Source organism: Mycobacterium sp. pR1184 (assembly GCF_041287235.1).
Lineage (GTDB): Bacteria > Actinomycetota > Actinomycetes > Mycobacteriales > Mycobacteriaceae > Mycobacterium.
On record NZ_JBGGKR010000009.1, the window covers coordinates 182,277 to 197,724 of the forward strand.

Annotated in this window: 14 protein-coding genes; 8 read left to right on the top strand and 6 right to left on the bottom strand. The window is 68.2% G+C overall.

Annotated elements, in window-relative coordinates; all coding sequences use genetic code 11:
- Positions 1–35 precede the first annotated feature (35 nt).
- The 3 genes from ACAG21_RS17695 to ACAG21_RS17705 are packed head-to-tail and all read left to right on the top strand — an operon-like array spanning position 36 to position 1,780.
- Complete coding sequence (locus ACAG21_RS17695; RefSeq protein WP_370497555.1) at positions 36–368, top strand: TfoX/Sxy family protein; 333 nt, start codon at positions 36–38, stop codon at positions 366–368.
- A gap of 36 nt (positions 369–404) precedes the next feature.
- Complete coding sequence (locus ACAG21_RS17700) at positions 405–1,049, top strand: endonuclease (protein WP_370497556.1); 645 nt, start codon at positions 405–407, stop codon at positions 1,047–1,049.
- Positions 1,046–1,780, top strand: a complete 735-nt coding sequence (locus ACAG21_RS17705) for a DUF72 domain-containing protein (RefSeq protein ID WP_370497557.1) — start codon at positions 1,046–1,048, stop codon at positions 1,778–1,780. The genes ACAG21_RS17700 and ACAG21_RS17705 overlap by 4 nt, the downstream gene beginning before the upstream one ends.
- Here the strand turns inward: ACAG21_RS17705 and ACAG21_RS17710 are convergent.
- The 3 genes from ACAG21_RS17710 to ACAG21_RS17720 all read right to left on the bottom strand — a co-directional run bounded on the left by ACAG21_RS17710 (position 1,777) and on the right by ACAG21_RS17720 (position 7,937).
- Positions 1,777–3,903, bottom strand: coding sequence for an NAD-dependent epimerase/dehydratase family protein (locus tag ACAG21_RS17710; protein WP_370497558.1), 2,127 nt, complete (start codon positions 3,901–3,903; stop codon positions 1,777–1,779). The genes ACAG21_RS17705 and ACAG21_RS17710 overlap by 4 nt on opposite strands.
- A gap of 108 nt (positions 3,904–4,011) precedes the next feature.
- A complete protein-coding gene (locus ACAG21_RS17715; RefSeq protein ID WP_370497559.1) occupies positions 4,012–5,496 on the bottom strand; it encodes an acetyl-CoA acetyltransferase in 1,485 nt (494 codons plus the stop codon).
- A 47-nt stretch (positions 5,497–5,543) separates the two neighbouring features.
- Positions 5,544–7,937, bottom strand: a complete 2,394-nt coding sequence (locus tag ACAG21_RS17720; protein WP_370497560.1) for a CaiB/BaiF CoA transferase family protein — start codon at positions 7,935–7,937, stop codon at positions 5,544–5,546.
- Between the two features lie 132 nt (positions 7,938–8,069).
- On the opposite strand from ACAG21_RS17720, the gene ACAG21_RS17725 reads away from it, so the two are divergent.
- The 5 genes from ACAG21_RS17725 to ACAG21_RS17745 are packed head-to-tail and all read left to right on the top strand — an operon-like array spanning position 8,070 to position 13,608.
- The gene (locus ACAG21_RS17725; RefSeq protein ID WP_370497561.1) at positions 8,070–8,981 is read left to right on the top strand and encodes an undecaprenyl-diphosphate phosphatase; all 912 of its coding nucleotides are present in this window, start codon (positions 8,070–8,072) and stop codon (positions 8,979–8,981) included.
- Between the two features lie 23 nt (positions 8,982–9,004).
- On the top strand, positions 9,005–9,475 hold the full coding sequence (locus ACAG21_RS17730; protein ID WP_370497562.1) for a DUF427 domain-containing protein: 471 nt from the start codon (positions 9,005–9,007) through the stop codon (positions 9,473–9,475).
- Positions 9,476–9,517: 42 nt separating this feature from the next.
- Entirely contained in the window at positions 9,518–10,366 is an 849-nt protein-coding gene (locus ACAG21_RS17735) for an SDR family oxidoreductase (RefSeq protein WP_370497563.1), read from the top strand.
- 46 nt (positions 10,367–10,412) lie between these two features.
- The gene (locus ACAG21_RS17740; protein ID WP_370497564.1) at positions 10,413–12,800 is read left to right on the top strand and encodes a phosphoketolase; all 2,388 of its coding nucleotides are present in this window, start codon (positions 10,413–10,415) and stop codon (positions 12,798–12,800) included.
- A 37-nt stretch (positions 12,801–12,837) separates the two neighbouring features.
- The gene (locus ACAG21_RS17745; protein WP_370497565.1) at positions 12,838–13,608 is read left to right on the top strand and encodes a lysostaphin resistance A-like protein; all 771 of its coding nucleotides are present in this window, start codon (positions 12,838–12,840) and stop codon (positions 13,606–13,608) included.
- Position 13,609: 1 nt separating this feature from the next.
- On the opposite strand, the gene ACAG21_RS17750 is transcribed toward ACAG21_RS17745, so the two are convergent.
- The 3 genes from ACAG21_RS17750 to ACAG21_RS17760 all read right to left on the bottom strand — a co-directional run bounded on the left by ACAG21_RS17750 (position 13,610) and on the right by ACAG21_RS17760 (position 15,448).
- Positions 13,610–14,629: a zinc-binding alcohol dehydrogenase family protein gene (locus tag ACAG21_RS17750; protein WP_370497566.1), complete on the bottom strand. Its 1,020-nt coding sequence runs from the start codon at positions 14,627–14,629 to the stop codon at positions 13,610–13,612.
- Positions 14,630–14,684: 55 nt separating this feature from the next.
- Positions 14,685–14,963 (bottom strand): GlsB/YeaQ/YmgE family stress response membrane protein, encoded by a 279-nt coding sequence (locus tag ACAG21_RS17755; RefSeq protein WP_096287812.1) that lies wholly within the window; start codon positions 14,961–14,963, stop codon positions 14,685–14,687.
- 185 nt (positions 14,964–15,148) lie between these two features.
- Positions 15,149–15,448, bottom strand: coding sequence for a GlsB/YeaQ/YmgE family stress response membrane protein (locus ACAG21_RS17760; protein WP_342927745.1), 300 nt, complete (start codon positions 15,446–15,448; stop codon positions 15,149–15,151).

Sequence of the window (15,448 nt, forward strand, 5' to 3'; positions counted from 1 at the left end):
CGGGGGTGTCGGTGCGCACGATTAGCGTCGAACGCATGGCATACGACCTCGAACTCGCCAACCGGATCCGCGAATTGCTGGCACCGCAGCGCGGCGTCGACGAGAAGTCGATGTTCGGCGGGCTGGCTTTCCTCGTCGGCGGAAATATGGCAGTCGCGGCCAGCGGGAAGGGCGGACTGATGGTGCGGGTGCCGCCCGAGGACACCGCCACGCTGCTGGGCCGCCCGCACGTCAGCCCGATGGTGATGGCCGGCCGCGAAACCCGGGGCTGGTTGCGGGTCGCCGCCGAGGGCGTGAAAACCAAACGCCAGCTTGCGAGTTGGATCGACCGTGGTGTCGGGTACGCGCGCAGCCTGCCACCGAAATAACGTTTGCCGGCGCGCGTGGCGGGTACGCGCCGAGCTATGAGCAAGTCGGACGGGTCCAAGCAGCTGGTGCGGCGCGTGCTCAAAGCCGGCGGCAGCACGTACGCCCACGAGGCGGGAATCCGGATCAGCGACAAACCGATGCCGCTGTTTCAGCTGCTGGTGTTGTGCATGCTTGCCAGCAAGCCTATCGATGCCGCCACCGCGATGCGTGCGGCGCGCGAGCTGTTCAAGGCGGGCCTGCGCACGCCCAAGGCGATCCTGGCGGCCGATCGACAACAGATGATCGACGCCTTCGGCCGCGCGCACTACGTGCGCTACGACGAAAGTTCGGCGACCCGCCTCACCGAGATGGCGCAGCGGGTGAGCGACGAGTACTTCGGCGACTTGCGCGAAATCGCCCAGCGCAGTCACCACGACGCCGCGCAGGCGAAGCGATTGCTGAAGGAATTCAAGGGAATAGGCGATACCGGCGCGGATATCTACCTGCGCGAGGTGCAGGATGTTTGGCCGTGGGTCCGTCCGTACTTCGACGACCGTGCCACCGGGACAGCGAAGAAACTGGGACTGCCCGCCGAACCGGCCGAGCTGGGAGCACTGGCGCCACGGACCAACGCTCGGTTGGCTGCCGCGCTCGTCCGGGCGTCGCTGGACAAGGACCTGCGTAGCCGGATGGCCGGTTGACCGTCCGGATCGGCACTTCGGGGTGGTCGTACGACCACTGGATCGACGTGCTCTACCCGCGCGGAACGGCATCCGCGCGCCGGTTGGCCCGATACGCAGAGGTTTTCGACACCGTCGAGCTCAACGCCAGCTTTTACCGCTGGCCCAAGGACTCGACGTTCACGGGTTGGCGCGACCAGTTGCCGCCCGGCTTCACAATGTCAGTCAAGGCCCACCGCGGATTGACCCACTACCGCCGGCTGGGCTCGCCCGAGCCCTGGATCGAGCGGTTCGAGCGGTGTTGGCAGCTGCTGGGTGACCATCACGGTGTGCTGTTGGTCCAGGTGCATCCAGAATTGCAGCGCGACAACGCAACTCAGGCGCGATTGGATTCGTTCCTGGATCGCGTGCCGGCATCGATCCGGGTGGCCGTCGAATTGCGTCACCCGTCCTGGGACGACCCCGCCGTCTACCAGTCGCTGGAGCGCCACCGCGCCGCGTACGTGGTGATGAGCGGTGCGGGGTTGGCCTGCATACCGCGCGCCACCGCCGATCTGGTCTACATCCGCATGCACGGCCCGGACCCGGAGTCGCTCTACGCCGGTTCCTACCCGGACGACGAGTTGCGGTCCTGGGCAGACCGGATCGTGGCATGGGACGGCGAGGGCAGGGACGTGTGGATGTACTTCAACAACGACCTGGGCGGCCACGCCGTCCGCAACGCGCTCTCGTTGCGGGATCTGGTGAGTTAATCCGGCGCGCTGATCTCGTGGGCTGACGTCGGTTCGACCGGCGTCCATTCGCGGTCGATGACATCCGGCGGGCGCTGGGCCTGCAGGCGCTCCCGCTCGGCGCGGCGGCGTTTGATCCGCAACCGGGCATCGGCCGGCATCGTGACCAGTTCATCGCAGGTCAGGTAGTACACGTCATCGACGACATCGATCAGGTCGGTCGTGACTCGTCGAGAGCCCAACTCGCGCAATGTCATTCGAAGCTCGTGTGTGAATCGTAAGGTGGTGTCGTGGGCGAGCTCGCGCGAGGCGCGGGCGTTGGTGGCGATCCGCTGGATCAGCGTCGTGGGTGGTTCTGGTTCGGTGGGCTCGCCGGCCGCCTCGGCGGCCGCGGTCAACAGCATCGCCGGGTCGTCGCCGAAGACCCGGCTGGCCAGTTCGCCGGCTCCGGGCCCGCGGTGCCCGATCTGCGCGATCGCGGCGTCTACCAGCGCAGCGGTCTGGGGCGACAGCGCACGGATGCTGGCGAGGTTGCCTTCGGCGGCCATCGCCCGCAGCGGCGGGTCGGCACGCAGCGCGGCGGCCAGCTCGGCGATCACGTCGGTGACCAGGTCGCTTTCCATGATCGCGTTCACACCGGGCACGCGGTAACCCGCCGCGGTGTGTTCGAGTGCCGCTGCGGTGACACCGGAGTCGATCAACCACAGCGCCGTGAGAATCCAGCCTTGGTGAATGCGGTCTCGCAGCAACCGAACTCGCACGCCCAGGCCCGCGTCGGGCAACAAACTCAGTTGCGTGGCATCGGCATGTTCGGCGGTCACGGCGGCGCTATAGGCCCGCGTGTTGGCCTTGAGATGGCGCATCAGGGCCAGCGATCGCGTCGTTGCGACCGCCTTGGCGACCGACCCGAGCGCTCCGGCTGCCAGCCGCGGTTGGCCGAACGGCAGTACGTCGCCAACCTGCGGCTGACCGACCAACGCGCGCTTGACGAGGGCTTGGTCATCCCAGCCGAGCAGCTGGTTGGCGGCGACGACGTTGGCCGAGACCCCGACATAGGGGCGGTGACCGAACACCGCGATGGCCCTGCTGCCCCATTCGTCGTCGACCACACCGCCCAGCGTCAGCGCCTGGCCCATCACCCGGCTGGCTGTGCGCAACCCGCTCATCTGCACGTCCAGGGTGATCGGGGTCAGCGGCCCGGGCAGCGCCTCGGTGAGGCCGTCGGTGGCGAATACCGGGAAGCGCGGGTCGATGCGGTCGTCGAACTCGCCCTCGACGCCTTCGGGCGCGGCACTGTGCAATTCGTCGGATGGTGTGGGACGCGGCATGACCTCGACCGGAAGTGCCATCTGCACGCCGTGGCTGGTCGCGCCGGCGGCGCCGAGCTTGCGACCGACGAGTCCGCGCGCTGTGTCGACGACCGCATCGAATGCCGGCCAGCCGAACTCGAACTGCCAATCCTCTTGGGCGGCAACGATATCCACCGGAGGAACCAGCTGCGGCCAGTCGCGAATCCGATGACTTCGCGACCGGGGGTCCACGGCGCGCAACACCCGCCACGCGGTCACCACGTTGGTGGTGTCCGGGGTGGCCAGATCCACGAAGCCGGTGCGGTCGGTGTTCAGCGCCAAGACCAGAAACCGCACCAGGTCGTCGAGGTGCAGCACCCGTATCGGCTGAGCGGACACCTTCGTACGCAGCACGGTGGACACCGTGCGGCACACCATCCAGTCGAGTTGGCGGCCCACCGGCGGCGCGATCCGGATGATCAGGCTTGGCCCCAGGCTCGTGGACACCAGGTCCTCGGCCGGCTCGTAGACCTCGGCGGCGCCGGCGGCCTGGGATACGAATAGCAGGCGCGCACCGGCCCGCGCGGCCGCATGCGTCACATGCGCCACACCGTTGATGCCCGCGCTGCCGGGCGCGTCGGGTTCGACCGGCGCTAGATGGATCACCGCGTCGGCTTCGTCCGCCAGTTCTTGCAGGACGGGATCGTTCAGCGGTGCGCAGACGAAGTCGACTGCGGGGTCCAGACGGGCGTCGGGATACTCGGCAATGCCGGAAACCGAATGCCCGGCAGCAATCAGCTGCCGTGCAACCAGCCGCCCGACTGTGCCGGTGGCGTCGGTAACCAGGATGTGCACCTGGGCTCACCTCCCCCAACGTCTGGTTCGACAATATGCGCGCCTCTATCGCCGCGCGACCGTTACCGGGTGAACGGCACTGTGGCCTGGCTTTAATCCCCTGCCGGGCTACTGCAGCGTGGCGCTGCCGTCTGCGGCGACGGCCACCTTGATGCCGCCGATGTCTTCACGAACAGTTGCCTGCGCCGCGTCGGGATCGGCGATGACCGCCAGCGCCCGGGATCCCTCGGGCGTGCGCACAGCAACGAACGCCTTCTCCGGTTGCCCGTCGCGATCGAACGGCGTTGTCCACGCTTCGACTGTGCCGACGCCCTCCCATTGCACCAACCCCTCTCGGGTCGGTTCCCGCTCCACCGCGGATTGCGAGTTCTCCCAACGAAATTCGGCTGGCGGCTCGGTGCCGTAGACCCCGAAGCTGTGCTTGGTCAGGTAACCGCCGTTGGCGGTGATCAGGCCGCGTCGTCCAGGATTGGCCACCAGCAGTTCGGCCACCGTGGCAATCGAGTGCATCACGTAGTTGCTCCACGGGCCGCCGGCGAAGGTCAGGCCACCGGTGACGGTCAGCGGCCGGGCGGGGTCGTCGGTACTCAATCCGAGCTCGGCGGCCGCCACCTGAACGGCGGACGGAAAGCAGGAGTACAGGTCGACGTAGTCGACGTCGTCGATGCCCAGGCCGGCCAGCTGCAGCGCCCGCGCACCGGCGATTCGGATGGCCGCCGACCGGTGCAATTCGTGGCGCTCCGCGATCGACGGGGTGTCGTAGGCGTCAGTGCCGGCGTGCGGATAAATCCAGCGCTCTTCCGGGATGTGCAGGCGCTTGGCCTGCTCGACCGACGTCAGGATCAACGCGGCGCCCTGATCGACCATGTTGTTGGAGTTCATCAGCTTCGTGTAGGGCCAGCTGATCATCCGGTTCTGCGGGCCGGGCTGTGCGATCTCGGCCGCGGTCGCGGGTTTGCGGATCCAGGCGTGCGGATTGCCGACCGCGACGGCGTTGAAGCGGGCCCACAACTCCCCGATGCGGTGGCGGTGGTCCTCGACCGACTCGCCGTTGGCGATGCGCAGCGACTGTTCGAACAACGGGTACACGTAGGCCGGCCGGTCCAGCTTGATCCGGATCTCGGCCTCACCGGCCATTGGCACGTCCTCGCCGCTGACCTGCGCCATCGGCACGGATTCGTCCTGCGCAGTCCACTGCAGCCGGCCGCCCTTGGCCTTGAGCCCGCGCCGGGTGCGCCAGGTTTCGGCGCCGGTGAGCAGCACGACGCCGGCGCGGCCCTGCTGGATGTCCAGGCAGGCCTGGTTGAGCAGCGTCTGCGGGACGTTGCCGCCCACCGGGCTGTACAGCGTCGTGAACTTCGGTGCGCCGATCCGCTCGCCGACCAGCAAGCCGGCGTCGCGGTAGGTCGCCGAGAGCACGTTGACCACCCGGATCGAGTCCACGGTCTCCAGAACGGGGGCGTCGGCGGCCTGCTGAGCTGCGGCGACCATCAGGTCGACGGGTTCGGCCGAACGCGTTTCCGGGTCGATCTCGTCACGGTGGTTGACCTGGCCATAGCCGATCAGCACCGGTGTTTTGGGGTCGACGGGCATGAGATGAATTTATCGTGGCGACGGCGCGGGCCCCGCCGGCGGTGTGCCTACGTGCCGTCGGCGGCCGCGAACAGCACCTGATCGATGATCAGGCGGTCGATCTGTTCGTCGCTCATGCCGAGCAGCGTCCGGCACAGCTCCCGGGTGTCCTGACCGGGCAGGGGTGCGGGCCGCTGCGGGGCCGCCGGGATATGGCGGAACGGCGCCGGCCCGGTCTCGGCCGGCAGCGGCCGCTCGATGAGCGGATGCACCATGTCGCGCAGCAGCTTGCGCTCGACCAGTTGCGGGTCGGCGAGGACGTCCGGTGGACGGTTCATCGGGCCGGCCGCGATCCCGGCCTCCTGCAACACTTCGGCGACTTGCGCCGGGGTTCGGGTGTGAGTCCAGGCGGCCACCAGCCCCACCAACTCCGCGCGACGGGCCGTGCGCGCCCGGCCGGTCGCGAAGCGCGGATCGTCAGCCAGCTCTGGCTGCTCGAAAAGCCCTGTAAGACAACGCCATTCGCTGTCCGAGCAGATCGAGATGACGCACCACTCGTCATCGCCGGCGCACGGGTATACCGCGTGCACACTGGTGTCGTCGCAGACCGCGGCGCCGGCTCCCAGTGCGGCCTGGGTGACATACAGGGTGTCCAGCTGGTTGACGACGACCTCGGCCTGCGAAATGTGGACATGGGCCGGGTCGCCGGTCCGATCGCGGCGGATCAGTGCGGCCAGTGCGGCGATCGCGGTGACCCGCCCCACGATGTGGTCGGGAAAGATCGTCGTCGCGTCGTAGAACGCGTGCCGGGCACCGGCGGCACGCGCTTCGGCGGACGCTTCCTCGGATGTCCACAGACTGGTCACCCCGGTGGTGGCGCGGACCAGCGGTCCGTACCCCATCCGCCTGCTCCACGGCCCCCGGTTTCCGAACGCGCTACTGCCCGCGAGCACGATGCGGGGGTTGATCTCGCGCAGGGCGTCGAATGAAAACCCAAGCGAGGTAAGGGTTCCCGGCTTGAAGTTGGCGAACACCGCGTCGGCCCCGGCGACCAGTCGGCGGAAGATCTCCTTGCCCTGCCCGCTGCGCAGGTCCAGGCCCAGCGCCAGGTGATTGCGGTGAGTCCAGGCGAACGACTCGCTCATCACCGCGCCGACTCGCGACTGCCGCAGCCCGTCGGGATAGTTGGCGCTTTCTACCTTGATGACCTGGGCGCCCAAGTCCCCGTAGAGCCGGCTCAGCTCGCCGCCGGCGACGATCACGCCCAGGTCGAGAATCCTGAGGTCGGTGAACGGATACTCGCCGACCGTGCCCGACGGGGCCGCCGTCACGGGGTCGGCCAGCCAGCGCGGTTCGTCGGCGCCGGCGGCCGGTCCCGGAGTCCGGAAGCCGCAGCGTTCGTCGTCGACCACGAAATATCCCGTCGGCACGTCGGTGCGCACCCCGGGCACCAGCTCGGCGCTGGTGATCGCGCCGACGGCCTGGAAGTGCTCGGAGGCCAGGATCCGCGACGGCGTCAGCACCGCCGAGATCGGTACGCCGTGCGCCTGGCCCTCGGCAACCAGCTCCTTCATGGTCTTGTCGGCGAACAACGCGTCGACCAGCACGCTGATCCGCGGCCATGCGGCGAACCGGGCGCCGAGCGTGTCGTAGCTGGGGTCCTGGAATTCCGCCGGCTCCCCCAGCCACCGGCGCAGGCCACGCCACTGCCGGGGCGCCATCACGCAGAGCCGGACGTAGCCGTCCCGGCACGGGCAGATCGGGTACGGGTCCTGGTTTTTCGGCCGACCCCGCCACGCGCTGGTGCGTTGTCCCGCGGTGGCCTGCCCATGCGCGCCGAATGCCGGGTCCAGCGCCATCACAACCGCGTCGAAACGTGAGAAGTCAATGTAATCGCCTGTGCCACAACGTATTCTGTTGTAATACGCGACGAGCACCGCCCAGGTTGCCTGCACGGCGGCGGTGGCCGAGGCGATGCCGTCGGGCGGCAATACCGGGGTGCCGACGGTCGGGCCGGAGCGCGACAGCGCACCCGACATCGCGAAGAGCACCGGGTCGGTCGCGCGCCACGACGAGCGCGGGCCGGTGGCGCCGAAGTCGGTGATCGAGAGCACGACCAGATGCGGGTAGCGATCGGCCAGTTCGACCGCCGAGGCGCCGAACGTGGCGGCATGATCCGCCGCGTCGACGACGATGTCGGCTCCCCCGACGAGCTCGAAGAAACTGCGGCGGTCGTCGTCGTGGCGCGAATCCAGCACCACGCTGCGCTTGTTGGCGTTGTGCACGGCGAACGGAATGCTGGCACCGGCCAGCGTGGGCCGGTCGTGACGAGCGGGGCTGCCACCCGGTGGTTCGACTTTGACGACGTCGGCTCCCAGGTCGGCAAGCAGGCGGGTCACCGTGTCGCTGACGCCGCCGGACAAGTCGATGATGCGCACCGCGGCGAGCAACTGGTCGGCCATCCGCCCACCGTACCGGCCCCCTGTGGCCAAATGCATAGCCGCCCAACCTGGTTCGGATGGGCTTCGGATCGACCGGGCCGACCGGCTACGCTGCGTAGTTTGTCGTCCGCCGAGGAATGGAGGAGCCGGTCCGTGAGTGCGCACTTGAGTTACGTCGAAGCGCTTTTGGTCGGCGCCGCGCAGGGTGTGACCGAGCTGTTCCCGGTATCCAGCCTCGGCCACTCGATATTGGTGCCGGCCCTGGCCGGCGGCCAATGGGCACGCGACTTGGACGTCTCCGCACCGCAGTCGCCGTACCTGGCGTTCATCGTCGGCCTGCACGTCGCCACCGCCGCCGCGCTGCTGGTGTTCTTCTGGCGCGATTGGCTGCGCGTGCTGTCCGGATTCATTTCCTCGGCGCGGCACCGCCGAATTCAGACGGCCGACGAGCGGTTGGCCTGGCTGATCGTGGCAGCCACTATCCCGGTGGGACTGGCGGGTCTGTTTCTGGAGAAGTTGTTTCGCACCACGCTGGGCAAGCCCATCCCGGCGGCAATTTTCCTGCTGCTCAACGGGATTGCCCTGTACGCCGGCGAGGTGCTGCGCCGCCGCGCCGCGGCCGCGGTCCCCGAACCGGTCGACGCCCCCGTCGGCCACTCCGGCGACGCCGTCGACAGCCGGCTCGCCCAGCTGCCCATCGGGCGGGGCGTGCTGATCGGCGCCGCCCAGATCCTGGCGCTGCTGCCCGGGATCAGCCGATCGGGCATCACGATCGTGGCCGGCCTGTGGCGTGGCTTGTCCCACGAGGACGCCGCCCGCTTCTCCTTTTTGCTGGCGACACCGATCATCCTGGCCGCCGGCGTCTACAAGATCCCCGATCTGTTCGGACCGATGGGCGCCGGGATAGGCGGCCAGGTCCTGGCCGGCAGCCTCGCCTCGTTTGTCTGCGCCTATCTGGCCGTGCGGTTCCTCACCCGGTACTTCGAAACCCGTACCCTGATCCCGTTCGCCATCTACTGCGCGGTGTTCGGGGCCGGCAGCCTCGCCTGGCTCTGCTTGCGTTAGGGGAAGGTACGACCCGTCTTGAGATGAGCGATCAGGAATCAGTGTGGGACTACCCGCGGCCTCCGCGCGTCGAGCCATTCACCGGCTCGATCACCGTTGAGCTGGGCGGCCACGTCATCGCCTCGACCGGCCACGCCTGGCGAGTCCTCGAGACCAGTCACCCGCCGACGTACTACCTGCCACGTGACGCGTTCGCCGACGGCGCGGTGCGCTGCGCATCCGGTAGCTCGTGGTGCGAATGGAAAGGCCGGGCGAGCTACTACGACCTGGTCGGGGGCGACGTCGTCGCCCCCAGGGCGGCGTGGAGTTATCTGAATCCGACCCCGGGCTTCGAGTCGATCGCCGGTGCGCTGGCCGTGATGGCCGCCGCCGTCGACCGGTGCACCGTCAACGGCGAGGTCGTCACCGCGCAGCCCGGTGGCTTTTACGGGGGCTGGATCACCAGCTGGGTCGTCGGGCCGTTCAAGGGTGTCCCCGGTTCGGCGGGCTGGTGAAGGATCATTGCGCGGCACGGCATCGAGTGCTGTGCTAGCCGGATGGCAGACAACGCGGCTCACGCTCTCAAGATTCGCGACAAGGTCATCGTGATCACCGGCGGCGCACGGGGTATCGGGCTGGCCACCGCGACCGCTTTGCACAACCTGGGCGCCAAGGTGGCGATCGGCGACATCGACGAGGTCAGGGTCAAAGAGTCGGGCGCCGCCCTGGGCCTGGACGTGTACGGCAGGCTCGATGTCACCGATCCGCACTCGTTCGCCGAATTTCTCGACACCGTCGAGCGCCAGCTCGGCCCGGTTGACGTGCTGATCAACAACGCCGGCATCATGCCGCTCGGCCGGATCGTCGACGAGCCCGACGCCGTCACCCGTCGTGTGCTGGACATCAACGTCTACGGCGTGATTCTCGGCACCAAGCTGGCCGTCCAGCGCATGGTGCCCCGCCGCACCGGACACGTCATCAACGTCGCCTCGCTCGCGGGGGAGGCGAACATCCCCGGGGCGGCGACCTATTGCGCCAGCAAGCACGCGGTGATCGGCTTCACCGACACGGTCAGGCTCGAATACCGCGGCACCGGCGTGCAGTTCTCCCTCGTCAATCCGACGTTCGTCAACACCGAACTGATCGCCGGAACCCAGGGGGCGAAGGGCCTCAGAAACGCTGAACCGTCCGACATCGCCGACGCGATCATCGAGTTGATCGCCCGGCCCAGGCCGCGGGTCCGGATCACGAAGGTGATGGGGGCGCTGGCCGTTTCCGCGAAGTTCATGCCCCGATCGGTATCCGAGGGCCTCAACCGTCTCCTCGGCGGCGACCACGTCTTCACCGACGCCGTCGACACCGAGAAGCGCCGGGCCTACGAGGCGCGGGCCCGCGGCGAGGATTGATCGCCTCGCGTGGCGACGTTCATCGGGCGCGCGGACAATCGGGCACGTGAGCTTGCAAACCCCGACAACCGCGCCCGAAGCACTCTCCGACGACGAACTCACGCTGATCGACAAGTATTGGCGCGCCGCCAATTACCTGTCGGTCGGACAGATCTATCTGCTGGACAATCCCCTACTCAGCGAGCCGTTGACGGCCGAGCACGTCAAACCCCGGCTGCTAGGGCATTGGGGCACCACACCCGGGCTCAACCTGATCTACGCGCACCTGAACCGGATCATCCGCAATCGGGATGCCAATGTCATCTACGTCACCGGACCGGGCCATGGCGGTCCGGGCCTGGTCGCCAACGCCTACCTCGAAGGCACCTACACCGAGATCTACAGCGGCATCGGCGAGGACACCGAGGGGCTGCGCAAGCTGTTTCGCCAGTTCTCGTTCCCCGGCGGCATCCCCAGCCACGTAGCGGCCCAGACCCCGGGATCCATCCACGAGGGCGGTGAACTCGGCTACGCGCTGGTGCATGCGTTCGGTGCGGCATTCGACAACCCCGACCTGGTGGTCGCCTGCGTGATCGGCGACGGCGAAGCCGAGACGGGTCCGCTGGCGGCGGGCTGGCACTCGAACAAATTCCTCAACCCGGCCGTCGACGGCGCGGTGCTGCCGATCCTGCACCTCAACGGTTACAAGATCGCCAACCCCACCGTGCTGGCCCGCATCCCGCACACCGAACTCGAATCGCTGCTGCGCGGCAACGGCTACCGCCCCATCACCGTCGCCGGCGACGATCCCGACAATGTGCACCGAGAGCTGGCCGCTGCCTTCGACGACGCGTTCGACGACATCGCCGGCATCCAGCGCGCAGCACGCGACGGCCGCCAGACCGACCGGCCGGTATGGCCGATGATCGTGCTGCGCACGCCGAAAGGCTGGACCGGGCCCAAAGAGGTCGACGGCAAGCACGTCGAGGGCACCTGGCGAGCGCACCAGGTTCCCCTCGCCGAGACCCGGGACAATCCCGACCACCGCGCGCAACTCGACGAGTGGATGCGCAGCTATCGGCCCGACGAGTTGTTCGACTCCCACGGCGCGCTGCGCCCCGAGCTGCGCGCGCTGGCGCCACACGGCAACCGCCGGATGAGCGCCAACCCGCATGCCAACGGCGGCTTGCTGCTGCATGACCTGGATCTGCCGGACTTCCGCGACTACGCGGTGCCGGTCGAGCAGCCGGCGGCGTCCACCCACGAGGCCACCCGGGTGCTGGGAACGTTCCTGCGCGACGTCATCACCCACAACCCCGACCGCTTCCGGCTGATGGGGCCCGACGAAACCGCTTCCAACCGGCTGTCGGCCGTGTTCGAATCGACCGACAAGGTGTGGCTGTCGCGAACCGAACCCGACGACGAAGGTCTCGCGCCGGACGGCCGGGTGATGGAGGTGCTCTCCGAGCACCTGTGCCAGGGCTGGCTGGAGGGCTATTTGCTCACCGGGCGGCACGGGTTGTTCAACTGCTACGAGGCGTTCGTGCACATCGTCGACTCGATGCTCAACCAGCACGCGAAATGGCTGGCTACCAGCCGCGAACTGCCGTGGCGGCAGCCGATCGCGTCGCTGAACTACCTGTTGAGCTCCCATGTGTGGCGTCAGGACCACAACGGCGCATCGCATCAGGACCCGGGGTTCATCGACCTGGTCGCCAACAAGCGCGCCGAGATCGTGCGCGTCTATCTGCCGCCGGACGGCAACACCCTGCTGTCGGTGGCCGATCACTGCCTGCGCAGCCGCGACTACATCAATGTCATCGTCGCCGGCAAGCAACCCGCCCTGTCCTATCTCGGCATCGACGACGCGATCGCCCACTGCACCCGCGGCCTGGGGATCTGGGATTGGGCGAGCACCGCGACCGGCGAACCCGACGTGGTGCTGGCGTGCGCCGGCGACATCCCCACCCAGGAGGCGCTCGCCGCCGCCGACATCCTGCGCCGCGAGCTGCCCGACCTGGCCGTGCGGATGGTCAACGTCGTCGACCTGATGCGCCTGCAGCCGGACTCCGAGCATCCACATGGATTGCCGGACAAGGAGTTCGACGCGCTGTTCACCCGCGACAAGCCGGTCATCTTCGCGTATCACGGCTATCCGTGGCTGATCCATCGGCTGTGCTATCGCCGCGTCAACCACCCGCACATCCACGTCCGCGGGTTCAAGGAGCGCGGCACTACCACGACGCCGTTCGACATGGTGATGCTCAACGACCTCGACCGTTTCCATCTGGTCATCGACGTCATCGACCGGGTCGAAGGGCTGGCCGGCCGGGCCGCGCTGCTGCGGCAGCGGATGGTCGATGCGCGGCTGAACGCCCGCCGCTACACCCGCGAGCACGGGGAAGACGACCCGCGGATCGCGAACTGGAAGTGGGAACCTCCGCACTCGTCGTGACCTGGGCGGCAGGGGTGCGCAGGTAAACTCGGCCGGGATGTCTGAGCACGCCACGGCCCTCGATGCCGTTGACCTCCACCCGCTGGTCTCGCAATTGTCGGCGCTGCACCGGCTGCGGCTGTATTTCGACATTGCCGTGGTGGTCGCGGTGCTGGTGCTGACCAACCTGGTCGCGCACTTCACCACGCCGTGGGCGAGTGTCGCGACGGTGCCGGTGGCAGCGGTCGGGCTGGTGGTGTTGATGCGTGCTACCGGTTTGGACTGGGTCGATCTGGGCCTCGGCCGGGAGCATTGGAAATCGGGGCTGGGCTACGCGGTGGCCGCGGTGGCCGTCGTGGCGTCGGTGATCGCGATCGGCGTACTGCTGCCCATGACGCGGCCGATGTTCCTGAACAACCACTACGCGACGGTCTCCGGCGCGCTGATCGCCTCGATGGTCATCATCCCGCTGCAGACCGTGATTCCCGAGGAGCTGGCCTTCCGGGGTGTGCTGCACGGCGCGCTGCATCGGGCCTGGGGATTCCGCGGGGTCGCACTCGGCGGCTCGTTGCTGTTCGGACTGTGGCACGTCGCCACCTCGCTGGGGCTGACCAGCAACAACGTCGGCTTCACCCGGCTGCTCGGCGGCGGGTTCGTCGGCATGGTCGCCGGCGTGACGCTGGCCGTGGTGGCGACCGGCAGCGCGGGCTTCGTGTTCAGCTGGTTGCGCCGGCGCAGCGGCAGCCTGATCGCGCCGATCGCGTTGCACTGGTCATTGAACGGGCTGGGCGCCCTGGCCGCGGCCCTGGTCTGGCATCTGTCGACCTGACCTACACCAGCAACACCGCTGCCCCGGCGATGCGCCCACCGGCCAAATCGCTCAGCGCCCGGGCGGCTTGATCGAGTGGATACTCCGGCGTCGTCACTTCGATGCGGTGCCGGCCCGCGAAATCGAGAAACTCGCGCGCGTCGGCCCGGGTGTTCGACGTGACCGAGCGGATCTGGCGCTCCTGGAACAGGTGACGCTGATAGTTCAGGACCGGGATATCCGACAAGTGGATTCCGGCGATCGCCAACGTGCCGCCGCGGTCCAGCGCCTCGCACGCGGGCAGCACCAGTTCCCCGACCGGAGCGAACAGGATCGCGGCATCCAGCGGCACCGGCGGCGGATCCGCCGCCCCCTGAGCCGATGCCGCACCCAGGGCCAGCGCCAGTTCGCGGGCCTGCTCGCCCCGGGTCATCACGTGCAGTTCGGCGCCCTGGGCCAACGCGACCTGGGCGGTGATGTGCGCGCTGCCGCCGAAGCCGTAAATGCCCAGCCGGCCGCCCGGCGGTAACTGCGCCCGCAGCAGCGAACGGTATCCGATGATGCCGGCGCACAGCAGCGGCGCGAGCTCGCTGTCGCTGTAGCCGCTCGGCAGGTGGTGCGCGAAAGCCGCTGGAACCGTAGCGAATTCGGCGTAACCGCCGTCGGCGTCCCAGCCGGTGTAGCGGGACTGGGGGCAGAGGTTCTCGTCGCCTCGGCGGCAGTATTTGCACACACCGCAGGTGTGGCGCAGCCAGGCGATGCCAACCCGGTCCCCCACTGTGAACCCGTCACCGGCGTCGGCGCCCACCTCGACTACCTCGCCCACCACTTCGTGGCCGGGGGTGACGTGGTTGCGGTGCACCGGAAGGTCGCCCTCAGTGACGTGCAGGTCGGTGCGGCACACCCCGCAGGCCCGCACGGCCACCAGCAACTCCGAGGGCGCCGGCCGCGGCACTTCCGTGGTGACCCGCTGCAGCGGGTCGGTATCCATCGGGCCGGGCCGGCGCACCCGCCATGCGTTCATCGTGGTCGCCGAGGCCATTACCCCATCATGCCGCTATGCGCCGCCACCCCGCATGGGCCCAAAGGCCCTGGCCCTACAGGGTCTTGGTGCGCGACGTGGCGAACTTGTAGATCAACAACAGGATCACCGCGCCGACCAGCGCGCCCAGGAAGGAATGCTGAATGGGCGGGTGAATGTCGAACTGGTGCGGTGGGAAGACGATGCTGCCCAGGGTGCCGCCGACATACGAGCCGACAATGCCGAGCAGCGCGGTGGCGACCCAGCCCATCGGCTGCTTGCCGGGCACCAGCAGGCGCGCGACCAGGCCGACGATCAGACCCAAGACAATCAGCCACACGATATGCAGAATCATGACCGGCTCCTTTGATTTAACTGACAGACGGGACGTAGGGCCGTATACCCCGTCGGAGCCAACTCAACCGCCACGGCGAAAGACCGCTTCTCATGCCGTAATTCGGCTGAATGCAGCGACGCACCAACCCCCGGGCGGGTCGCCGATTCGCGCCGCAACCGGTTTGCCACAGGCGGCCCGGTGGATTAGCTCCTGCGCACCAGGCCGACAATCCAGAGCAGAATCACCGACCCCAGCAACGCGGTGAAGAAGGTGAAGATCCAGCCGCCGGCCGCGGTGTCGAAGAAGAAGCTCAGCAAGAAGCCGCCGATCAGCGCGCCGACGATGCCGATCACGATGTTCATCAAGATTCCGGAGCCGGAACCCTTCATGATCTTGCCCGCGGCCCATCCCGCAAGACCGCCGATGATGATGTAACCGATCAGGCCGACGCTCGTCGTCGTGGTCGATCGTGCCAGGTACTCGGTAGCGGCCATGACATCCAT